Here is a 20,590-nt window from a genome sequence, read left to right on the forward strand (position 1 = left end):
GCGGCCTACGCGGTGCCGAAGAGCCGCTGCAGGCGCTGCACGCCCTCCAGCAGCGCGTCGTCGCCGAGCGCGTAGGAGAACCGCAGGTAGCCGGAGGGCCCGAACGCCTCGCCGGGCACGGCGGCGACCTCGGCCTGCTCGAGCATGAGGTCGGCGAGCTGCAGGCTCGACGTGGGCGTCACGCCGCCCCACTCCTTGCCGAGCAGCCCCGAGACATCCGCATAGACGTAGAACGCGCCCTTCGGCGTCGGCACGGCGACGCCGGGGATGCGCGACAGCTCGGCGACGATCGTCTGCCGGCGTCGGTCGAACGCCGCGAGCATGTCGGCGACCGCGTCCTGCGGGCCGGTGAGCGCCTCGAGCGCGCCGCGCTGGGCGACGTTGTTGACGTTGCTCGTCAGGTGCGACTGCAGGTTGGCGGCGGCCTTGATGACGTCGGCGGGGCCGACCATCCAGCCGACGCGCCAGCCGGTCATCGCGTAGGTCTTCGCGACGCCGTTCACGAGGATCGTGCGGTCGGCGAGCGCCGGCACGGCCTCCGTCACCGAGACGGCGCGCTCGCCGTCGTAGACGAGGTTCTGGTAGATCTCGTCGCTCACGACCCACAGGCCTTGTCGCTCCGCCCACTCGGCGATCTCCCGCACGCGGTCGGCGGGGTAGACGGCGCCGGTCGGGTTCGACGGGCTCACCATCAGGAGCGCCTTCGTGCGGTCGGTGCGGGCGGCCTCGAGCTGCTCGACCGTGACGAGGTAGCCCTGGTCCGCACCCGCGAAGACGTCGACCTGCCTCGCGCCGGTCAGCGCGATCGCCTCCGGGTAGGTCGTCCAGTAGGGCGTCGGCACGAGCACCTCGTCGCCCGGGTCGAGGATCGTCTGGAACGCCTGGTAGACCGACTGCTTGCCGCCGTTCGTGACGAGCACCTGGCTCGGCTCCACCTCGAGCCCCGAGTCGCGCAGGGTCTTCGCCGCGACCGCCTCGCGCAGCTCCGGCAGGCCGGCGGCCGGCGTGTAGCGGTAGTTCTTCGAGTCGGCGAGCGCCCGCTGCGCGGCCTCCACGATGTTCGGCGGCGTGGCGAAGTCGGGCTCGCCCGCGGCGTAGGAGATGACGTCGCGGCCTGCCGCCTTCAGCGACTTGGCCTTCGCGTCGACCTTGAGGGTCGCGGATTCGTTGATGGCGGCGATGCGCGCGGCGATGCGGTTCACGGCACCAAGCCTAGGCCGCGCCGCATCCGGGGATCGGCGCGACGAAGTGGACAGGGCGTGCCACGTCGTCGTAGACTCTCTCCTTGGTGGTTGACAACTGCCATGATGTCGCACGCCTCCAGGGGCAATCACGATGCGACCGCATGGCACTCCACCCGCCCAGGGCGGTGGCTCAATTGGTAGAGCAGCGGTCTCCAAAACCGCAGGTTGCAGGTTCGAGTCCTGTCCGCCCTGCTCGAGGCGCTCGTACGAGCGCCTGACGGGCCTGGCACACGCCGGGCCGAACAAACCGAAGGGTCACCGTGGCTGAGAACGCGATCGAGGAGGCGCCCCGCACCCGCGAGGCAGCATCTCGCAACCCGTTCCTGCGCCTGTGGACGTTCCTCAAGGAAGTCCTGGTCGAGCTCCGCAAGGTCGTCACCCCGACCCGCAAGGAGCTGATCCGGTACACGCTCGTCGTGCTCGTGTTCGTCGTCTTCATGATGCTCCTGGTGTCTGGCCTCGACCTCCTGTTCGGCTCGCTCGTGGGCTGGGTGTTCGGCGACCTGCCGATGTTCGGCCTCGGCGGCTGAGCCCGATCCGAGATCTGAAGGAGAAGGTGCACTGTGTCTGACGTCAACGACCTCGATATCGAGCTGAACAAGGCCCTCGACGACCTCGTCCCCGCGGATGAGAAGCCCGAGGAGCCCACGGCCGACCCGTACGAGGAGTTCAAGCGCGAGATGCGCCTGAAGCCGGGCCGCTGGTACGTCATCCACTCGTACGCCGGCTACGAGAAGAAGGTCAAGGCCAACATCGCCTCGCGTGCCGAGAACATGCAGGTCGACGGCATCTACGAGATCCAGGTCCCGACCGAGGACGTGCTCGAGACGAAGAACGGCCAGGCGAAGCGCGTCAACCGCGTGCGCGTGCCCGGCTACGTGCTCGTCCGCATGGAGCTCGACGAGGACACGTGGTCGGTCGTCCGCCACACGCCCGGCGTCACCGGCTTCGTGGGCAACGCCCACAACCCGGCGCCGCTGCGCTTCGATGAGGCGTTCACCATGCTGAAGCCGATCGCCGACGAGCAGCTCGCCGAGCAGCAGAAGTCGATGCCCGCGCAGCAGCCCACGCAGCTCACGGTCGAGGTCGACTTCGAGGTCGGCGAGACCATCACCATCACCGAGGGCTCGTTCGCGGGCTTCCCGGGCACGATCAGCGAGATCCAGCCGGCGAGCCGCAAGCTCACCGTGCTCGTCAGCCTGTTCGAGCGTGAGACCCCTGTCGAGCTCGGCTTCGGACAGGTCAGCAAGCTCTAGTCCCAGAGGGACTGGATGCGGTGCCGGGCTCTGCCCAGCGCCGCAACACACCAAGAAGGAAGAGACATGGCACCCAAGAAGAAGGTCACGGGTCTGATCAAGCTGCAGATCTCGGCCGGCGCCGCCAACCCCGCACCGCCGGTCGGACCGGCGCTCGGTCAGCACGGCGTCAACATCATGGAGTTCTGCAAGGCGTACAACGCCGCGACGGAGAACCAGCGCGGCAACGTCATCCCGGTCGAGATCACCGTCTACGAGGACCGCTCGTTCGACTTCGTGCTCAAGACCCCGCCGGCTGCAGAGCTCATCAAGAAGGCCGCTGGCGTGAAGAAGGGCTCCGGAGTCCCGCACACGTCGAAGGTCGGCAAGCTCACCATGGCGCAGGTCACCGAGATCGCCGAGCAGAAGATGCCCGACCTCAACTCGAACGACATCGAGGGCGCGAAGAAGATCGTCGCCGGCACCGCCCGCTCCATGGGCATCACGGTCGAGGGCTGATCCCGACCCTGCGTTCGCGCAGACCCGAGCCGCACGGCTCACCAGTGGGAGCGCCGGCCAGGCGCGCACCACGAACTCTGATCTAGGAGATCTCATGGCACAGAAGTCCAAGGCCTACAAGGCCGCAGCGGCGAAGATCGACGCCGACAAGTCCTACACGGCCATCGAGGCCGTCGCCCTCGCTCGCGAGACCGGCTCGACGAAGACGGACTCGACCGTCGAGGTCGCGCTCAAGCTCGGCGTCGACCCCCGCAAGGCTGACCAGATGGTCCGCGGTACCGTTTCTCTTCCTCACGGCACCGGCAAGACCGCTCGCGTCATCGTCTTCGCGCAGGGACCGGCCGCCGAGGCCGCCATCGCCGCAGGCGCCGATGAGGTCGGCTCCGACGACCTCATCGAGAAGGTGGCCGCCGGCTGGACGAACTTCGACGCCGCCGTCGCGAGCCCGGAGCTCATGGGCAAGGTCGGTCGTCTCGGCAAGGTGCTCGGCCCGCGCGGCCTGATGCCGAACCCGAAGACCGGCACCGTCACCCCGAACGTCGCGCAGGCCGTGACCGACATCAAGGGCGGCCGCATCGAGTTCCGCGTCGACAAGCACGCCAACGTGCACTTCATCGTCGGCAAGGCGTCGTTCTCGCCCGAGCAGCTCGGTGACAACATCACCGCGGCGCTCGACGAGGTCTCGCGCCTCAAGCCGTCGTCGTCGAAGGGCCGCTACATCCAGAAGGCAACCGTCTCGACCACGTTCGGCCCCGGCATCCCGGTGGACGTCACGACGCTCTGAGTCGATCGTCAGCACGAGAGCCCCGCTTCGGCGGGGCTCTCGTCGTCTCACGGGGCTTCTTCGTGCGATCGACCGCTGTCGCCCGCGTCGCGCGCGCAGTACGGTGCCCTCGATCGAGGAGGCGCCATGGCCCAGCCGCCGGTCGAGCCGAGGTTCGGGCGAGCCGTCGGGCTCGACGCGGTCACGGATGAGCGGTGCGCGGTCGCGCTCGGCGCCGTCGCCGGCCTGTGCTGGGCCGCCGCTCAGCGCGGGTGGATGGTGCTGATCGCCGGTCGCGAGAGCACAATCACGTGGCGCACCGGCCCCTTCGTGCTGCTGCCCGGCGCGATCGTCGGCGCCGCCCACGGCTTCGCTGCGCACCGCCGCGGTGCCGGGCTGCCCGTGCCGCGGTGGGTGCCGTGGTCGCCGCTCGCCTTCGCCGCCGCCCTGCTCGAGCCGAGCGCGGCGAAGCAGCTCGTCACGACCGGCATCGGCAGCGGCGCGGTCTTCGACCTGCTGCTGATGATGGGCGGCGGCTTCGCGCTGCGCCCGACGCGCTCGGGCGCGCCGGAGCCCGACGCGGTGCGCCGCGTCGTCGGCGGTCTCGTCGCGATCACGGTGCTCGGGCAAGCGGCCGCAGGCGCCGTCATGGCCGGTCGCGTGTCGATCGCGCGGGGCGTGAGCGGCGCGGCCCTCGGTGGAGGGCTCATGGTGCTCGCCGGACTCGCGGCGACGCTCGGCCACGACCGCCCGCGCTCCGCCCAGCGAGGGGTCACGCCTCGATGAGGCGCCGCTCGTAGGCGAGCGCGATGAGCTGCACCCGCGAGGCGACGCCGAGCTTGGCGAGGATCGCCCGCATGTGCGTCTTGACGGTCGTCTCCGCCACCCACAGCTGCTGCGCGATGTCGGCGTTCGAGAGGCCCCTGGCGGCCAGCGCGAACAGCTCGCGCTCCCGCTCGGTGAGGCCCTCCAGGACGCTCGTGTCGGGCGCCGGTCGCACCGGGGCGAACGCGCGCAGGAGGTCGAAGGTCTCCGCGGGTGCGATGACCTGCTGGCCGTCGACGACCGCACGGATCGACTGCACGAGGAACTCGGGACGGGCGTCCTTCAGCAGGAACCCGCTCGCTCCCGCGCGCAGCGCATCGACCACCGCGCGGTCCTGGCGGATGGTCGTCAGCACGATCACGTGCGGCGGCGGCTCGGCCGACTCGCGCCGGATCGCCGCGGTCGCGGCGACGCCGTCGAGCACGGGCATGCGGATGTCCATGAGGACGACGTCGGGCCGCAGCTCGCGCGTGCGGGCGATCGCCTGCTCGCCGTCGAGCGCCGTGCCGACCACCTCGATCCCGTGCTGGCTCTCGAGGATCATCGAGAGCCCCTGGAGGAACAGCTCCTGGTCGTCGACGAGCAGCAGTCGGATCACGCTTGCTCCGGCGGAGCCATCGGGTTGCGGATGCTCCCGCCGGGCGGGGCCGCGGGCGTCAGGTCGACCGTGGTCGCCTGCGACCAGTCACCGGTGGGCGGCGGCCGCTCCTGCTGCCGCCGACTCGCCTCGACGATCCATGGCGCGACGACGTCCTCCGGCCGCGGCGGGAGCTGGACGGGCAGCGTCGCCAGCTGATCCTCGCTGAGCGGGGCCGTCGGGGCGTCGCTCACCGAGCCGTAGGGCAGGTGCGCGCTCACGACGAAGCGGTCGCCGTCGGCGTCGACCTCGAGCGACCCGCCCGCGAGGCGGGCACGCTCGAGCATGCCCGCGATGCCGCGGCCGGCCGGTCGCAGCGCCCCGCGGTCGCGGATGGGGGAGGAGACCGCGAGCGTCAGCCCCGGTCCCGTCCAGGTCAGCGCGACGACCACCTCGATGTCGGCCCCGCCGTGGCGGAGCGCGTTCGTCAGGCTCTCCTGCACGATCCGGTACGCCGCGATGTCGGCGAGCCGCGGCAGGTGCCCGTGGGTGCCGACATCGTGCAGCACCACCGACGGGCCGGCGGAGCGCAGCTGCGCGACGAGGCCGGGGATGTCGGCGCTCGTCGGCTGCGGGCGGCGCGCGTCGTCGTCGACCCGCTCGAGCAGCTGCCGCACCTCCACGAGCGCGAGTCGCGCCGTGTCGCTGATGGTGGTGAGCACGGGATCGATCCGCTCCGGATGCTGCCGGTGGCTCAGCCGCAGCCCCTCCGCCTGGGCGGCGAGCACGGCGAGCGAGTGCGCCATCACGTCGTGGAAGTCGTAGGTGAGATCGGCGCGCAGCCGCTCGTCGCGCAGCTCCGACTCCACGACGGTCGTGCGGGCGACGGCCTGCTGCTTCGCCTGCTCGGCGCGCACGAAGTCGCGGAGCGCCCGACCACCGACCACCGCACCCCACGCGGTGAGCGCGAGCACCCAGCCGAGCATCCCCTCCGCACCCACGTGCCCGACGCCGATGCCGGATTCGGCGCGCATGCCGAGCAGCACGATCGAGACGGCTGCGACCGCCGCCACGGGGACGCCGAGGAGCGCTCGAGTCAGCAGCGGCTCGACGCTCCAGCTCGCGATGAGCGTGGCGGCCAGCGCGAGCGCGAGCAGGGACCACCCGGTCTCGGTCGATCCCGCGAGGGGAGCGAGGAGCGCGCCGATCGCGATCGCGCCGAAGGAGACGAGCGGCGTCGCGCGCGCCATCGCGAGGCCGACGCAGAGCACCAGCAGGGCGAGCATCAGGAGCGGCTCGTTGAAGCGGGTCAGCAGGGTCGCGACGAACACGATCGCGGCGATCGGCGCGGGCCACCAGCGGGCGGCGATGCGGGTGCTCTGGTCCAAGTCCATGGCGTCAGGCTAGGGCTGCGCGAACGGCGCGAACAGCGCATCCGACCGCATCTCGTCCCCAAGGACGAGGTCCGCGCCCAAGCACACGTGACCGGATCGTGACCCTGCTGTGACCTCCGAAGCGCCTGTGTATCGCTAGGTTGTGCATACGCAGCCTCACGGCCGAGCCGCGGCGTGCGCCCAGTCCCAGAAGGAAAGGTCCAGCACCGTGATCCACTCCGCACAGCGGCGGCGCCTCATTGCAGGCATCGCCGGAGGCGCAGCACTCGCCATCGTGCTCACCGGCTGCCAGAGCCAGCGCGACACCGGCGACCCCGCCGCGAGCGACCCCGCCGCGTCGGCGAGCGACGTCGACTCGACGTTCGTCTTCGGCGCCTCGAGCGACCCCTCGGGCCTCGACCCCGCCTTCGCCTCCGACGGCGAGACCTTCCGCATCTCGCGCCAGATCTTCGAGGGCCTCGTCGGCGTCGAGCCGGGCACGGCCGACCCCGCACCGCTGCTCGCCGAGAGCTGGGAGACGAGCGAGGACGGCTTGTCCTACACGTTCGATCTGAAGAGCGACGTGACGTTCCACGACGGCACCCCCTTCGACGCCGAGGCCGTCTGCGCGAACTTCGACCGCTGGTACAACTGGACCGGCCTCACCGCGACCGAGAGCCTCTCGTACTACTACGGCTCGCTCTACGGCGGCTTCGCCGGCGACGAGAACGCGCTCTACGCGTCGTGCTCGGCCGACGACGAGTCGACCGCGACCGTCAACCTGACGCGTCCTTTCTCGGGCTTCGTCGCATCCCTCTCCCTCCCCGCCTTCTCGATGCAGAGCCCGACGGCCCTCGAGGAGTACGGCGCCGATGACGTCGGCGGCTCGGAGGAGGCACCCGAGTACAGCGAGTACGGCGAGGCGCACCCGACGGGCACCGGCCCGTTCGTGTTCGAGTCGTGGTCGCCCGGCAGCGAGGTCGTCCTCTCGGCCAACGCCGACTACTGGGGCGAGCAGGGCCAGGTCCAGGAGATCGTCTTCCGCACGATCGACGACCCGACCGCGCGCCGCCAGGCGCTCGAGGCCGGCGACATCGACGGCTTCGACTACGTCGCGCCGGCCGACACCGCTGCGCTCGAGGACGCTGGCTTCAACGTCATGCAGCGCGACCCGTTCACGATCCTCTACCTCGGCTTCAACCAGACGGTGCCCGAGCTGCAGGACGTGCGCGTGCGCCAGGCGATCGCCCACGCGATCGACCGCGAGTCGCTCGTCACGCAGGTGCTCCCGGAGGGCACCGAGGTCGCGTCGCAGTTCATCCCGCCGGTCGTCAACGGCTACAACGAGGACGTCACCGACTACGCGTACGACCCCGACGCCGCTCGCGCGCTGCTCGCCGAGGCGGGCTTCGCCGACGGCCTGGAGCTGACGTTCAACTACCCGGTGAACATCTCCCGTCCGTACATGCCGAACCCCGAGCAGATCTTCACGGCGCTGTCGTCGCAGCTCTCCGAGGTCGGCATCACCGTGAACCCCGTCTCGGACGAGTGGACCGACTACCTCGACCGCATGCGCGGCGGGGCGGACCACGGCATCCACCTGCTCGGCTGGACCGGTGACTACAACGACACCGACAACTTCGTCGGCGTCTTCTTCAACGGCTACTCCAACGAGTGGGGCTTCGAGAACCCGGAGCTGTTCAGCGCGCTGAGCGAGGCCCGGCAGATCGCAGAGCCCGAGGAGGCGGCCACGGCCTACCAGGACATCAACGAGCAGATCGCACAGTTCGTGCCCGGCGTGCCGCTCGCGCACCCGGCGCCGTCGCTGGCGTTCGACGCTCGCGTCACCTCCTACCCGGCAAGCCCCGTCAACGACGAGGTGTTCAACATGATCGAGCTGAGCGAGTAGCCTCGATCGTCAGCAGCGGATGCCGCGGGCCGAGATCGGCCCGCGGCATCCGCCACGAACGGCCCGCGCCAGCCGCGCACACGACGCCCGCCCCCGACGGAGAGACCACGTGCTGAGAACCATCGGCAGACGACTGCTGCTGCTGATCCCGACGCTGTTCGGCCTGACCGTGCTGCTGTTCTTCTGGGTGCGGTCGCTGCCCGGCGGCCCCGCCTCGGCGCTGCTCGGCGAGCGCGCGACGCCCGAGGCGGTCGAGCGCATCAACGAGGCCTACGGCTTCAACCGGCCGCTGCCCGAGCAGTACATCACCTGGCTCGGCAAGCTGCTGCAGGGCGACTTCGGCAACTCGATCGAGACGCGCAGGCCCGTGCTCGAGGAGTTCGTCAACCGCTTCCCCGCGACCTTCGAGCTCGCGATCGTGGCGCTCATCCTCGCCGTCGGCATCGGCGTGCCGCTCGGCTACTGGGCCGCTCGCCACCACGGCGGCATCATCGACAACCTGTCGGTCACGGGCAGCCTCATCGGCATCACGATCCCCGTCTTCTTCCTCGCGTTCATGCTCAAGTACGTCTTCGCGGTGCAGCTCGGATGGCTGCCCTCCACGGGCAGGCAGGATCGCGAGATCGATGCGACGCATGTGACGGGCTTCTTCGTGCTCGACGGCCTGCTCACCGGTGAGCTCGACGCATCCCTCAACGCCCTCATCCACCTGTTGCTGCCCGCCATCGCGCTCGCGACCATCCCGCTCGCGATCATCGTGCGCATCACGCGCGCCTCGGTGCTCGAGGTCGTCAACGCCGACTACGTGCGGACCGGCCGCGCGAAGGGCGTCTCGCGCGAGGTGATCCGCAACCGGTTCGTGCTCCGCAACGCGATGCTGCCGGTCGTCACGACCATCGGCCTGCAGGCGGGACTGCTCATCTCGGGCGCGGTGCTCACCGAGACGGTGTTCGCGTTCCCGGGCATCGGCGCCTTCATGAAGGATGCGATCTTCGCCCGCGACTTCGCGGTGCTGCAGGGCTTCGTGCTCTTCATCGCGATCTCGTACGCGCTCATCAACCTGCTCGTCGACATCTCGTACAGCTTCATCGACCCCCGAGTGAGGATCCAGTGAGCGCCGCCGAGGCCCTGCCCACCGTCCCGACCCCCGAGGGCGGCGACGCGGCCGCGTCCCGTCGCGGCGGCAGCTTCTGGGGCGACGTGCTCCGGCGCGTGCGTCGCAGCCCGCCGGCCTGGATCGGCGCGATCGTCATCGCGGTCTTCGTGCTCGTCGCGCTCCTTGCGCCCTGGCTCGCGCCATACCCGGAGCTCGCGACGCCTGGCCGCGAGTACCTGCGGCCCACGTCGCTGCCCGGCATCGGCGAGATCCCCGAGTTCCCGCTCGGCATCGACCGCTTCGGCGGCGACGTCGTCTCGAAGCTCATCTGGGGTGCGCAGGCGTCGCTCATCATCGGCATCGCCTCGACCTTCTTCGGCCTGGTCGGCGGCATGGTGCTCGGCGCGCTCGCCGGCGCGTTCGGCGGATGGGTCGACACCCTCGTCATGCGCGTCGTCGACATCCTCCTCTCGGTCCCGCACCTGCTGCTCGCGGTCTCGATCGCGGCCGTGCTCGGCCGCACCCCGCTCGCGATCATGATCGCCATCGGCGTCGCGCAAGTGCCGATCTTCGCGCGGCTGCTGCGCTCGTCCATGCTCGGCCAGCGCGAGTCCGACTACGTGCTCGCGGCCCGCACCCTCGGCCTCGGCACCGGACGCATCACGATGTCGCACCTGCTGCCGAACTCCGTCGGGCCCGTCATCGTGCAGGCGACGCTCACGCTCGCCACCGCGGTCATCGACGCGGCGGCCCTGTCGTTCCTCGGTCTCGGCGGCGGTCGCCCTGAGGCGGCCGAGTGGGGTCGCATGCTCACCTACGCGCAGCAGGAGCTGGCGATCGCCCCCTCGCTCGCGTTCCTGCCCGGCATCTGCATCATGATCACCGCCCTCGGCTTCACCCTGCTCGGCGAGTCTCTGCGCGAGGCGATGGACCCCCGCACCCGCAAGCGCTGACCCGCGCCGCCGCAGGCGGGTGAGTGGCGCCTCGCGCGCCTGAGTGGCGGCGCCTGAGCCTGAGTGGCGCCTCCCGCGTGTGAGTGGCGCCTTGCGCGTGTGAGTGGCGCCTTGCGCGTGTGAGTGGCGCCTCGCGCGTGTGAGTGGTCACTCCGGGGTGTGAGTGGTCACTCCGGGGAGTGAGGGGTCACTTCCGCGTGTGACTGGTCACGTCCGAAGGTGAGTGGTCGCTCGGGCGCGTGAGTGGCGCCTCTCGCGTGTGAGTGGTCACTCCCGGCAACGCATCCGGGAGGTGAGTGAGAAGTGCGGAAGGTGAGTGATGTTCCGGGCCGTCCGCTGCGGTATCCCTGCCAGTCCGTGAGCGCTCGGTGCCAGTGACCACTCAGGCGCGGGAGTGCCCACTGAGGCGCGGGAATGACCACTGAGGGGCGGGAGTGGCCACTGACGCGCGGGAGTCACCACTCAGGCGTCGGAGTGACCACTGAGGCGCGGGAGGCGCCACTCAGGCGCGGGAGGCGCCACTCAGGCGCGGGAGGCGCCACTCAGGTGCGGGAGGCGCCAGTCAGGCGCGGGAGGCGCCACTCAGGGTCAGCTCGCGATCTTCAGCTCGTTGCCGGGAATCGAGGCGAGCAGCTTGCGCGTGTACGGGTCGCGCGGGTTCGTGAAGATCTCCTCGGACGTCGCCGCCTCGACGAGCCTGCCGTTCTGCATCACCGCGACGTAGTCGCTGATGAGGCGCACGACGGCGAGGTCGTGCGAGATGAACAGGTAGCTGAGCCCCAGCTCGCGCTGCAGGTCGCCGAGCAGCCGCAGGATCTGGTCCTGCACGAGCACGTCGAGCGCCGAGACGGGCTCGTCGCACACGATCACGTCGGGGGAGAGGGCGAGCGCGCGAGCGATCGCGACACGCTGCCGCTGCCCGCCCGAGAGCTCGGAGGGGTACCGGCGCGCCATGTCGGTCGGCAGCGCCACCTGGTCTAGCAGCTCGCGCACGCGCCGCTGCCGTTCGGCGCGATTGCCCTTGTTGTAGAACGAGAGCGGCTCGTCGATGATGCGCTCGATCGTGAACATCGGGTTGAGCGACGAGTACGGGTCCTGGAACACCGGCTGGACGCGCTGGCGAAATGCCTTCTGCTCGTCGCGCGAGAGCGAGAAGACGTCCTTGCCCTCGAAGAGCACCGAGCCGCTCGTCGGCTCGATCGCCTTGAGCAGCATCCGCGCGGCGGTCGTCTTGCCCGAGCCCGACTCGCCCACGATCGAGACGGTCGTGCCGCGCGGCACCTGCAGGCTGATGTTGTCGACGGCGGTGAACGGCTCGCGCCGCCCGCGCACGTGGAACTGCTTCGTGACGTCCTTGAACTCGACGATGACGTCGGATGCGTTGCGGGGCGCGGCGACCGCCGGCTGCCCGTCGCGCGAGAAGTCCTCGGGCCGCAGGCGGGCCATCGCCACCGACGGGGCGGCCTTCACGAGCGACTGCGTGTAGGGGTGCTGCGGCGACTCGAGGATCTGCTTCGCTGGCCCCTGCTCGACGACGCGGCCGCGGTGCATGACGACGACCTGCTGCGCGCGCTCGGCGGCGAGGCCGAGGTCGTGCGTGATGAGGAGCACGGCTGTGCCGAGCTCGTGCGTCATCGTGCCGAGCTGGTCGAGGATCGTGCGCTGCACCGTCACGTCGAGCGCGCTCGTCGGCTCGTCGGCGATGAGCAGCTGCGGACGGCACGCGAGCCCGATCGCGATGAGCGCGCGCTGCCGCATGCCGCCCGAGAACTCGTGCGGGTACTGCTTCGCACGCTCGGCGGCGTCGGGGAGGCCTGCGGCCTCGAGCGTCTCGACGACCTTCGCGTCGACGTTGCGGCGGTCGGCGAGCCCGTGCGCGAGCAGCGTCTCTGCCACCTGGGAGCCGATCCGGGCGACGGGGTTGAGGTTCGACATCGGGTCCTGCGGCACGAGGCCGATGCGGCGGCCGCGCACCTTGCGCATGGCGCCCTCGCTCGCGCCGACGAGCTCCTCGCCGTCGAGCTTGATGCTGCCGGCAGTCACGCGTCCGTTGCCGGGCAGCAGGCCGATGATCGCCATCGCGGTCGTCGACTTGCCGGACCCGGACTCGCCGACGATCGCGAGCGTCTCGCCCGCGGCGAGCGTCAGGTTCGCCTCGTGCACGGCGGTGACCAGGCCGTCTTGGGTCGTGAACTCCACCTTGAGTCCGGAGACCTCCAGCAGCGGCTTCTTCGCGTCGCTCATGCGACCATCCTGCACTGCCCGACGGGCTTTCGGTGACTCAGCGCACCTTGAGCACGAGCTTGCCGCGCACGTGACCGCCCTGCAGCACCGAGAACGCCTCGCGCACGCGGTCGAGCGGGTAGGTGTGCTGCACCTCGACGCGCACGTCGCCGGCGTCGATGAGGCGGCCGATGATGCCGAGGTTCGAGCCGTCGGCCTCGACCTTGACCGACGAGGCGCGCAGGCCGCGGGCGGCGGCGGCGGATGCGTACTCCGGCCACGATCCCGTCGGCACGTTGAGGTAGAGGCCGCCGTGCTTCAGCACGTCGAGCGAGCGGGTGCCCGTCTCGTCGGCGACGTTGCCGACGAGGTCGATGACCACGTCGACCTTCTGCAGCACGTCCTCGAAGCGCTCCTGCGTGTAGTCGACGACCTCGTCGGCACCGAGGGAGCGGACGAAGTCGACGTTGCGGGTCGAGACGGTCGTCGCGACCTGCGCGCCGAAGTACTTGGCGAACTGCACGGCGAAGTGGCCCACGCCGCCCGCGCCCGCGTGGATGAGGATGCGCTGGCCGGCCCGCGCCTTCGCGACGCGCACCACGGCATCCCACGCCGTCAGGCCCGCGCACGGCACGGCCGCGGCCTGCTCGAAGCTGAGCGACTCGGGCTTGAGGGCGAGCGCGAGGCTCGGCACGACCGCCTGCTCGGCGAAGGAGCCGCGCGTGCGCCAGTGGTTCACGATGCCGTAGACCGCGTCGCCCGGCTGCAGGTCGTGCGCCTCGTACGGCGCCTGCGCGACCACGCCGGCGACATCGCCGCCCGGGATCCAGGGCAGCAGCGGCTCGACGGCCTTCGCGGCGCCCTTGCCGATCACGGTCTTGAAGTCGATCGGGTTCATGCCGGCGGCGTGCACGTCGACGAGCACCTCGGTGCCGAGCTTGAGCGGTGCCTCCGCCTCGCCGACCTCCACTCGCTCCGTCGGCCCGAACTCCCGCACCAGCACTGCTCGCATCGCACTTCCCTCCGCGTCGCTTCGACGCTATCGCACGCATATGACGGGCGGATGTCCGGATGACGACGTGTGACGACGCCCGGCGTGCGACGGCGGCGCGGCTACAGTGCTCTTGTGCTCCAGGGTCGAGGGACCGCCGACGCCGTCGTCGCAGCGCTCGCCGTCGCGAGCCTCGTCGCCGGCGCGATCGTGATCGGCGTGGCCCGCGTCGAGCTGGGGCAGTACCTCTACATCTCGGAGCTCGGCGCGCTCACGATGCCGACGGCCGGCCTCTTCCAAGTGGGCTTCGTGCTCGTGGCGGGCGGCATCCTGCTCGTCGGAGTGGTCGTGCGCGACGTGCGCACGCGGCTGCCGGTGCTGCGGCGCTGGGCGCCGGCCGCGTCGCTCGTCGCCGCGGGCGGGCTCTTCCTCGTCGCCGCCGCGGTGCCGTGCTCGCTCGGCTGCCCCTCGTTGCTCACCGACGCGGCGCAGTGGCGCGACTGGGTGCACATCGTCGCGGCGGTGCTCGCGTTCGCTGCGGGCTGCGTGGCGATGCTGCAGTTCGCGACCGCGAGCGACCGCTGGGTCGCGCGGCTGTCGACCGCCGCCGGCATCTCGGTGGGGGTGATCGCCGCGACCGGCGGGATCATCTCGCTCGCGCGCGGCAACACCGACATCGGCTCGACGCTCGAGTACGTCGCCGCGGGCCTCGGGGTCGTGTGGATGCTCGCGATGGTCGTCGTGCACTCCGCGCCTTCGCGGATGCCGACGATCGCGGCCGTGCCCGCACGCACGGGGGCGCTCGTGGATCGCGGCTAGCGGACGCCGACGAGGAAGCTGCCCAGCTGCTGCCGGAACCACGCGTACATCGCAGCCTCGCCGTCGTCGCGCGCCGGTGAGACGAGCATCCGGCAGCCGAGCTCCGCGCGCCACGCGTCGGCGACGTGGAGGGGGTGCACCGGGTCGCGCGGGCTCGCGAGCACGACGCTCGGTGCCGGGATCCGCAGCTCGCCCGGGCGGTAGCCGGCGTTCCGGGGGATCTCGAGCAGCCGGATGCGTCGCTCGCGCGCGAGCGGCTGGGTCAGCTGCGCCTCGAGCCCGCGAGCGTGCGCGAGCGACTCGTGCGCGATGGCCCGCCACGCCCCGGAGCGATGCAGCTCGGCGAGCGCGCGCCGCGGCCGGTGCTCGTCGAGCAGCCGCCCGAGCACGGGGAAGATCGCCAGGTTGGCCGGCAGCGGCTCGGTCGTGAAGGCGGGCCGCACGAGCGCCACGCGGTCGAGCGGGAAGCGGCCGGAGCAAGCGATGATCGCGGCGAGCGCCGCGCCGAGCGAGACGCCCACGATCGAGACGGGGGAGAGGTCGCCCACCTGGATGCGCACCCGCTCGAGCTCGTCGGCGACCTCGCCCGCGAGCGTTTCGAGCGCGAAGTCGTCGGGCTCTCCGATGAGCGTGCTCGAGCCGTGCGCGCGGAGGTCGGGCACGAGCGCGCCGACGCCAGCCGGCACCGCGCCCTCGAGGTAGGCGCGCATCGCGCCCGAGTCGGAGCCCAGCCCGTGGATGGCGAGCAGCATCAGCCGCGCAGGAGCTCGAGCAGCCGGTCCGCGCGGTCGACGAGCATGGCGATCTCGTCCTCGTCGCGCTCGACCCACACGTGCTTGGGCGGGCCGACGGGCACGAACTCGCTGTGCTGCTCCCAGACGAAGAGCGTGCGCTCGGCGCCGAGCACGTACTGCTGCCACCAGATCTGCCGCAAGTACTGCTTCGGCACCCGGTCGAACGCCTTCGACGTCGTCTTGATCTCGGCGAGCACGCTGCCGTCGTCGCTCACGCAGTCGGGGGTGGCGAGGTGGCGACGGTCGGGCACCGAGTGGAACAGCGCATCCGACGGCACGAGCGAGAAGTGGTCGTGCACCCAGCTCGCGATGTGCGGCTCGCGGGCGCGGCCGTGGTCGGTGAACGCGTTGCCCGAGAAGCCGCGCAGGCCCATCTTCTCGCGGGCCACGGCGAGCACCGCGTGCGAGGTGCTGAGCCGCGCCGCGTCGGTCGCGGTGACGCCTTGCGAGCGGGCGCGCAGCCACGCGATGCGGTCGCTCGAGCGAGCCACGATGCGGGTGGTGTGCCCGAGCACCGTCGGCTGATCGCCGAAGATGTCGAGCTGGAGCTGCATGGCTCCATCGTCCCACGCAGCGCCGACGCGGCTCGCCCGGCGCGCCCGATCGGCGAGGCGCGCGAGCGGCGGCGGCTGCGGGTGCCCGCCCCGACGGCGACCCGGTCTGGTGGCGGCCCTGTCCGACGGCGGCATGGTCTGATGGGGGCATGGTGGGCGAGTACGAGCACCTCGGCGAGGCCGAGCAGGTGGAGGCGCTGCGCCCCCTCGCGCTGGCCGCGGCGCGGGACTTCGGGCTCGAGGTGGTGGGCATCGACCTCGCCCTGCATGCCTTCAACACCACGTTCGCGGTGGATGCGGGCGACGGCCGTCGCTTCGCGCTGCGGGTCGGTACGAACTCGCTCAGCACCCCGGCGCACGTCGTCGCGCAGCAGTCGTGGATGCGCGCGATCGCCGAGCAGACCGACGTCGTCGTGCCCGAACCGCTGCGCACGCCCGACGCGCGGTGGTTCGTCGAGGTCGACGCGCCGGTGCTCGGCCGGTCGGTGCTCGTCACGGCGGCGAGCTGGCTCGCGGGCGACGACGCCGACGCGCTCGTGCCGGAGGCGGCGCGGGCGCTCGGGCGCACGATGGCGACGCTGCACGGGCACGCGGCCGGCTGGTCGCTCCCGCCGGGCGCCGTGCTGTCGCGGTTCGACACCCCGCTCTTCGGCGATGAGGATGCGCTCGACCGTGCGCCCGGGCTGTCGGCCGCCGACCGAGCGGTGCTCGACGAGGCACGAGCGCGCACGGGGGAGGTGTTCGAGCGCCTGCATCGCGGCGCCGAGCTGCGGCCGCTGCACGCCGACCTGCACGGCGGCAACCTGAAGTGGCACGAGGGTCGGCTCGCGGTGTTCGACTTCGACGACGCCGGGCTCGGGCTGCCCGCGCTCGACCTCGCGATCTCGGCCTTCTACCTGCGCGCCGACGATCGCTCGCTCGAGGAGTCGATGCGTGAGGGCTACGCCGAGCTCGCACCGTTGCCGCCGATCGGCGCCGCCGACTTCGAGGCGCTCATCGCCGCGCGCCAGCTGCTGCTCGCCAACAGCCTGCTCGTGACGACGACCGCCGACCTCCGCGCCCAGGCCGACGACTACATCCGGGTCTCGGTGGATCGCCTGCGCCACTGGCTCGAGACGGGCGTGTTCACGAGGGCGCTGCCGAGCACCGCTGCGTGAAGATCGCGCCGTGACGACAGCTGTCACGCGACGCCGTGATGGCAAGCACACAGGAACTGCACAGACTCTGCTTGGATGGAATCACAGGCGACTCTGGCCGAATGGATGGCATGACCGATACAGCCCAGCAGCAGCTGCGTGCGCAGCCCCGCCTCACCCGCCCGGACGGCTCGCCCATCCGCGTGGTCGTGGTCGACGACGAGCAGAGCCTCGCCGACCTCGTCGCGATGGGCCTCAAGTACGAAGGCTGGGACGTGAAGACCGCGGCGAACGGCCAGCAGGCGCTGCAGGCCGTGCGCGAGTTCCGCCCCGACGCCGTCGTGCTCGACATCATGCTCCCCGACATCGACGGGCTCACCGTGCTCCAGCGCCTCCGCTCGGCCGGCTTCGACGTGCCCGTGCTCTTCCTGACGGCGAAGGATTCGCTCGACGACCGCGTCGCGGGACTCACCGCTGGCGGCGACGACTACGTGACGAAGCCCTTCGGCCTCGAGGAGGTCGTCGCGCGCCTCCGCGGCCTCATCCGCCGCACCGCGCAGACGGCCGAGGAGTCGAGTGTGCTGTGGGTCGGCGACCTGATGATGGACGAGGACTCCTACGAGGTGCGCCGCGGCGGCAAGCAGGTCGACCTCACGGCGACGGAGTTCGAGCTGCTGCGCTACCTCATGCGCAACCCTCGGCGCGTGCTCTCGAAGGCGCAGATCCTCGACCGCGTGTGGTCGTACGACTTCGGCGGCCGCGCGAGCGTCGTCGAGCTCTACATCTCGTACCTGCGCAAGAAGATCGACACGCTCGGCCCGCCCATGATCCACACGGTCCGCGGCGTGGGGTACCAGCTGCGCGCTGCCGAGTGACGCGCGGGGGCCGGCGCCTGTGACCCCCGCGAGCGCGCCGAGCACGCAGGCCAGGCGCATCCAGAACCCGTCGTCGTGGTCGCTGCGGCGACGGCTGCTGGTCGTCGTCGTGACGCTCTTCGCCGCGCTGACCGCCGCGGTCGCGATCGCGAGCGTCATGACCATGCGCGTCGTGCTCGAGACGCGCGTCGACGAGCAGCTGTACGAGATCGCGGGGCAGACGGCGCGCGAGGTCGAGCAGGCCGGCGGCGCGCGGGTCGATCCGCGCGCTGGCAACTCGGGCACGCTCTACGCCATCGAGTCAGACGGCTCGCTGTCGAGCGACTTCATCCTGACGCGGGTGGGTCAGCAGCTCGCGCTCGCCGAGCGCGATCGGTCGGTCGTCGCCGCTGTGCCGAGCGACGCCGCGACCACCGTGGCGCTCCCGACGCACGGCGCATACCGGGTCGTCGCCCTCGAGGTCGGCGAACGGCGCGTGATCGTCGGGCTCTCGCTCTCCGACACGAACCAGACGCTCGCGGCGCTCGCCTTCGTCATCGCCGTCGCGGCCTTCGCGGCGGTCACGATCGTGCTCATGCTCGGCGACATGATCATCCGCCGAGCGCTGCGGCCGCTCACCGCCGTCATCGCCACGACCGAGCGCATCTCGCAGCTGCCGCTCGCCTCGGGCGACGCGCAGCTGACGAACCGGGTCGCGATCGAGGAGCCGGCGTCGGAGGTCGAGCGCGTGCAGGAGAGCATGAACCGCATGCTCAACCACATCCAGGAGGCGTTCGACGCGCGCTCCGCGAGCGAGCGGCGCGTGCGCCAGTTCGTCGCGGATGCCTCGCACGAGCTGCGCACGCCGCTCGCCGCCGTGCGCGGCTACGCCGAGGTCACGCGCAAGCACGACGGCGACCTGCGGCCCGACTCGCGGGAGTCGCTCGAGCGCATCGAGGCGGCAGCCGTGCGGATGCAGGCGCTCGTCGACGACCTGCTACTGCTCGCGCGCCTCGACGAGGGCCGCGAGCTGCAGCGCGCCGAGGTCGATCTCTCGCTCCTCGTCGTCGAGGCGGTGGCCGACGCGCAGGCCGCGGGCCGGTCGCATCCGATCGCGCTCGAGCTGCCCGAGGAGCCGGTCACGGTCGCCGGTGACGCGCTGCGGCTCCAGCAGGTGATCGCCAACCTGCTCGCCAACGCTCGCGTGCACACGCCCGAGGGCACCCCGATCGACGTCACCCTCCGTGCCGAGCGCGCGGATGCCGTGGTCGAGGTCGTCGACGAGGGCCCCGGGATCCCGGAGGAGCAGCAGCGCACCGTCTTCGAGCGCTTCGCCCGGGGTGACGCGTCGCGCTCGCGAGCGACCGGCTCCTCGGGGCTCGGCCTCGCGATCGTGCGAGCGCTCGTCGACGCGCACCACGGCACGATCGATCTCGAGAGCGAGCCCGGACGGACCGCGTTCACCGTGCGGCTGCCGCTCTGGCACGAGCCGGATGCCGACGAGCAGCCGAGCGCGGAGGCCGCCGCGAGCGCGGTGGTGGCGGAGGCTCCGTGACGAGCTTGCGCCGCGCATCCGTCATGCCCTAGTCTGAACGCATACCAAAGACCGCTGGTCGCTGGTGCGTGCTCGGAAGGGCGTGCAGCAGCCGAAGGCTCGCCTAGGAGCGACGTCCCGCGCAGGTGTGACACCCCGTCGAGGGTCGAGCTCCGTGCGCGTGCGCCGGAGCTCTTTTTCATGCGCGAGCCAGGGAAGCCAGCAACGACGCAAGGAGCACCATGGCGAACAAGGAAGCTGCGGTCGCCGAGCTCTCGAACCTCTTCGAGACCTCGAACGCCGTTCTGCTGACCGAGTACCGCGGTCTCACGGTCAGCCAGCTGAAGACGCTGCGCCGATCGATCAGTGAGCACGCGACGTACGCCGTGGTGAAGAACACGCTCACCAAGATCGCAGCCAACAACGCCGGCATCACGGCGTTCGACGAGTCGCTTGCCGGCCCGTCTGCGATCGCATTCGTGCATGGCGACCCTGTCGCCGTCGCGAAGGAGATGCGTGCCTTCGCCAAGGCGAACCCGGCGCTGGTGGTCAAGAACGGTTTCTTCGACGGGAACCCGCTCACGGCCGACGACGTCAACAAGCTCGCCGATCTCGAGTCTCGGGAGGTGCTGCTGGCCAAGCTGGCAGGTGCCTTCAAGGCCTCGCTCTTCGGCGCTGCCTACATGTTCAACGCTCCGCTCGCACAGGCCGTTCGCACGGTCGAGGCGCTGCGGGCCAAGCAGGAGTCCGCGGCCGAGTAGGGCCCGGACTGAACCAGAAACAAGGAGAAGACGATGGCAAAGCTGTCGACTGACGAGCTGCTCGAGCAGTTCAAGGAGCTCACCCTCATCGAGCTCAGCGAGTTCGTGAAGGCATTCGAGGAGACCTTCGAGGTCACCGCCGCCGCCCCGGCTGCTGCCGCTGCTGCCCCCGCAGCCGCCGCTGCTGCCGAGGAGGTCGAGGAGCAGACGGAGTTCGACGTCGTGCTCGAGGCCGCCGGTTCCTCGAAGATCCAGGTCATCAAGGTCGTCCGCGCCCTGACGTCGCTCGGTCTCGGCGAGGCGAAGGCCGTCGTCGACGGCGCGCCCGCCGCAGTGCTCGAGGGTGTCAAGAAGGAAGACGCCGAGAAGGCAAAGGCTGACCTCGAAGAGGTCGGCGCGACGGTGACCGTCAAGTAGTCACCCCGCATCA

At 71.1% G+C, this 20,590-nt stretch carries 20 protein-coding genes, 1 tRNA gene and 1 pseudogene; 15 read left to right on the forward strand and 7 right to left on the reverse strand.

From position 1 onward, the window contains the following. Positions 1 to 5 precede the first annotated feature (5 nt). Entirely contained in the window at positions 6 to 1,202 is a 1,197-nt protein-coding gene (locus tag ABD106_RS11515) for a pyridoxal phosphate-dependent aminotransferase (protein WP_343920474.1), read from the reverse strand. A 161-nt stretch (positions 1,203 to 1,363) separates the two neighbouring features. On the opposite strand from ABD106_RS11515, the gene ABD106_RS11520 reads away from it, so the two are divergent. The 6 genes and pseudogenes from ABD106_RS11520 to ABD106_RS11545 all read left to right on the forward strand — a co-directional run bounded on the left by ABD106_RS11520 (position 1,364) and on the right by ABD106_RS11545 (position 4,547). Then, positions 1,364 to 1,436: transfer RNA gene (locus tag ABD106_RS11520), tRNA-Trp, on the forward strand. Positions 1,437 to 1,567: 131 nt separating this feature from the next. Beyond that, complete coding sequence (gene secE, locus ABD106_RS11525) at positions 1,568 to 1,774, forward strand: preprotein translocase subunit SecE (RefSeq protein WP_425545755.1); 207 nt, start codon at positions 1,568 to 1,570, stop codon at positions 1,772 to 1,774. A 120-nt stretch (positions 1,775 to 1,894) separates the two neighbouring features. Next, a pseudogene (gene nusG, locus ABD106_RS11530) lies at positions 1,895 to 2,500 on the forward strand (transcription termination/antitermination protein NusG); the annotation flags it as partial. 66 nt (positions 2,501 to 2,566) lie between these two features. Continuing rightward, positions 2,567 to 2,998 carry a 50S ribosomal protein L11 gene (rplK, locus tag ABD106_RS11535; RefSeq protein ID WP_343920478.1) on the forward strand — a complete coding sequence of 144 codons (432 nt, stop codon included), beginning with the start codon at positions 2,567 to 2,569 and terminating at the stop codon, positions 2,996 to 2,998. Positions 2,999 to 3,092: 94 nt separating this feature from the next. Beyond that, a complete protein-coding gene (rplA, locus tag ABD106_RS11540; protein ID WP_343920480.1) occupies positions 3,093 to 3,782 on the forward strand; it encodes a 50S ribosomal protein L1 in 690 nt (229 codons plus the stop codon). Positions 3,783 to 3,908: 126 nt separating this feature from the next. After that, a complete protein-coding gene (locus ABD106_RS11545; protein ID WP_343920482.1) occupies positions 3,909 to 4,547 on the forward strand; it encodes a hypothetical protein in 639 nt (212 codons plus the stop codon). On the opposite strand, the gene ABD106_RS11550 is transcribed toward ABD106_RS11545, so the two are convergent. Together ABD106_RS11550 and ABD106_RS11555 are read right to left on the reverse strand one after the other, a co-directional pair. Beyond that, the gene (locus ABD106_RS11550; RefSeq protein ID WP_343920484.1) at positions 4,534 to 5,184 is read right to left on the reverse strand and encodes a response regulator; all 651 of its coding nucleotides are present in this window, start codon (positions 5,182 to 5,184) and stop codon (positions 4,534 to 4,536) included. The genes ABD106_RS11545 and ABD106_RS11550 overlap by 14 nt on opposite strands. Further along, a complete protein-coding gene (locus ABD106_RS11555) occupies positions 5,181 to 6,557 on the reverse strand; it encodes a sensor histidine kinase (RefSeq protein ID WP_343920486.1) in 1,377 nt (458 codons plus the stop codon). Before ABD106_RS11555 ends, ABD106_RS11550 begins: the two co-directional genes overlap by 4 nt. 211 nt (positions 6,558 to 6,768) lie before the next feature. On the opposite strand from ABD106_RS11555, the gene ABD106_RS11560 reads away from it, so the two are divergent. The 3 genes from ABD106_RS11560 to ABD106_RS11570 all read left to right on the forward strand — a co-directional run bounded on the left by ABD106_RS11560 (position 6,769) and on the right by ABD106_RS11570 (position 10,494). Next, positions 6,769 to 8,445, forward strand: coding sequence for an ABC transporter substrate-binding protein (locus ABD106_RS11560; protein WP_343921066.1), 1,677 nt, complete (start codon positions 6,769 to 6,771; stop codon positions 8,443 to 8,445). Positions 8,446 to 8,554: 109 nt separating this feature from the next. Beyond that, positions 8,555 to 9,559, forward strand: a complete 1,005-nt coding sequence (locus tag ABD106_RS11565; RefSeq protein ID WP_343920488.1) for an ABC transporter permease — start codon at positions 8,555 to 8,557, stop codon at positions 9,557 to 9,559. Positions 9,560 to 9,573: 14 nt separating this feature from the next. After that, entirely contained in the window at positions 9,574 to 10,494 is a 921-nt protein-coding gene (locus ABD106_RS11570; protein ID WP_343921068.1) for an ABC transporter permease, read from the forward strand. A 588-nt stretch (positions 10,495 to 11,082) separates the two neighbouring features. On the opposite strand, the gene ABD106_RS11575 is transcribed toward ABD106_RS11570, so the two are convergent. Both ABD106_RS11575 and ABD106_RS11580 read right to left on the reverse strand, forming a co-directional pair. Beyond that, positions 11,083 to 12,738: a dipeptide ABC transporter ATP-binding protein gene (locus ABD106_RS11575; protein WP_343920490.1), complete on the reverse strand. Its 1,656-nt coding sequence runs from the start codon at positions 12,736 to 12,738 to the stop codon at positions 11,083 to 11,085. Positions 12,739 to 12,775: 37 nt separating this feature from the next. Continuing rightward, positions 12,776 to 13,729 carry an NADP-dependent oxidoreductase gene (locus ABD106_RS11580; RefSeq protein WP_343920492.1) on the reverse strand — a complete coding sequence of 318 codons (954 nt, stop codon included), beginning with the start codon at positions 13,727 to 13,729 and terminating at the stop codon, positions 12,776 to 12,778. A gap of 114 nt (positions 13,730 to 13,843) precedes the next feature. Between ABD106_RS11580 and ABD106_RS11585 the strand changes: the two genes are divergently transcribed. Further along, positions 13,844 to 14,527, forward strand: coding sequence for a DUF998 domain-containing protein (locus ABD106_RS11585; RefSeq protein ID WP_343920494.1), 684 nt, complete (start codon positions 13,844 to 13,846; stop codon positions 14,525 to 14,527). Here the strand turns inward: ABD106_RS11585 and ABD106_RS11590 are convergent. Together ABD106_RS11590 and ABD106_RS11595 are read right to left on the reverse strand one after the other, a co-directional pair. Continuing rightward, a complete protein-coding gene (locus ABD106_RS11590; protein WP_343920496.1) occupies positions 14,524 to 15,279 on the reverse strand; it encodes an alpha/beta fold hydrolase in 756 nt (251 codons plus the stop codon). The genes ABD106_RS11585 and ABD106_RS11590 overlap by 4 nt on opposite strands. Then, positions 15,279 to 15,875, reverse strand: coding sequence for a YqaJ viral recombinase family protein (locus ABD106_RS11595; RefSeq protein ID WP_343920498.1), 597 nt, complete (start codon positions 15,873 to 15,875; stop codon positions 15,279 to 15,281). The genes ABD106_RS11590 and ABD106_RS11595 overlap by 1 nt, the downstream gene beginning before the upstream one ends. Before the next feature lie 149 nt (positions 15,876 to 16,024). Between ABD106_RS11595 and ABD106_RS11600 the strand changes: the two genes are divergently transcribed. The 5 genes from ABD106_RS11600 (at position 16,025) to rplL (ending at position 20,577) form a co-directional block, all read left to right on the forward strand. After that, positions 16,025 to 17,032: a phosphotransferase enzyme family protein gene (locus ABD106_RS11600; protein ID WP_343920500.1), complete on the forward strand. Its 1,008-nt coding sequence runs from the start codon at positions 16,025 to 16,027 to the stop codon at positions 17,030 to 17,032. 110 nt (positions 17,033 to 17,142) lie between these two features. Further along, positions 17,143 to 17,886, forward strand: coding sequence for a response regulator transcription factor (locus ABD106_RS11605; protein ID WP_343920502.1), 744 nt, complete (start codon positions 17,143 to 17,145; stop codon positions 17,884 to 17,886). 19 nt (positions 17,887 to 17,905) lie between these two features. Continuing rightward, positions 17,906 to 19,420, forward strand: coding sequence for a sensor histidine kinase (locus ABD106_RS11610; protein ID WP_343920504.1), 1,515 nt, complete (start codon positions 17,906 to 17,908; stop codon positions 19,418 to 19,420). Between the two features lie 221 nt (positions 19,421 to 19,641). Further along, complete coding sequence (gene rplJ, locus ABD106_RS11615) at positions 19,642 to 20,160, forward strand: 50S ribosomal protein L10 (protein ID WP_343920506.1); 519 nt, start codon at positions 19,642 to 19,644, stop codon at positions 20,158 to 20,160. 33 nt (positions 20,161 to 20,193) lie between these two features. Next, positions 20,194 to 20,577, forward strand: coding sequence for a 50S ribosomal protein L7/L12 (gene rplL / locus ABD106_RS11620; protein ID WP_343920508.1), 384 nt, complete (start codon positions 20,194 to 20,196; stop codon positions 20,575 to 20,577). Positions 20,578 to 20,590 lie beyond the last annotated feature (13 nt).

The sequence above is a fragment of the Agrococcus citreus genome (assembly GCF_039527715.1).
GTDB classification, from domain to species: Bacteria; Actinomycetota; Actinomycetes; order Actinomycetales; family Microbacteriaceae; genus Agrococcus; species Agrococcus citreus.

Bases quoted from the DNA above. Each gene is read 5' to 3' on its own strand.
- ABD106_RS11590 (WP_343920496.1), bottom strand. From the start codon at position 15,279: ATGCTGCTCGCCATCCACGGGCTGGGCTCCGACTCGGGCGCGATGCGC.
- rplA (WP_343920480.1), top strand. From the start codon at position 3,093: ATGGCACAGAAGTCCAAGGCCTACAAGGCCGCAGCGGCGAAGATCGAC.
- ABD106_RS11595 (WP_343920498.1), bottom strand. From the start codon at position 15,875: ATGCAGCTCCAGCTCGACATCTTCGGCGATCAGCCGACGGTGCTCGGG.
- ABD106_RS11555 (WP_343920486.1), bottom strand. From the start codon at position 6,557: ATGGACTTGGACCAGAGCACCCGCATCGCCGCCCGCTGGTGGCCCGCG.
- rplK (WP_343920478.1), top strand. From the start codon at position 2,567: ATGGCACCCAAGAAGAAGGTCACGGGTCTGATCAAGCTGCAGATCTCG.
- rplL (WP_343920508.1), top strand. From the start codon at position 20,194: ATGGCAAAGCTGTCGACTGACGAGCTGCTCGAGCAGTTCAAGGAGCTC.
- ABD106_RS11545 (WP_343920482.1), top strand. From the start codon at position 3,909: ATGGCCCAGCCGCCGGTCGAGCCGAGGTTCGGGCGAGCCGTCGGGCTC.
- rplJ (WP_343920506.1), top strand. From the start codon at position 19,642: ATGGCGAACAAGGAAGCTGCGGTCGCCGAGCTCTCGAACCTCTTCGAG.
- ABD106_RS11580 (WP_343920492.1), bottom strand. From the start codon at position 13,729: ATGCGAGCAGTGCTGGTGCGGGAGTTCGGGCCGACGGAGCGAGTGGAG.
- ABD106_RS11575 (WP_343920490.1), bottom strand. From the start codon at position 12,738: ATGAGCGACGCGAAGAAGCCGCTGCTGGAGGTCTCCGGACTCAAGGTG.
- ABD106_RS11600 (WP_343920500.1), top strand. From the start codon at position 16,025: ATGGTGGGCGAGTACGAGCACCTCGGCGAGGCCGAGCAGGTGGAGGCG.
- ABD106_RS11605 (WP_343920502.1), top strand. From the start codon at position 17,143: ATGACCGATACAGCCCAGCAGCAGCTGCGTGCGCAGCCCCGCCTCACC.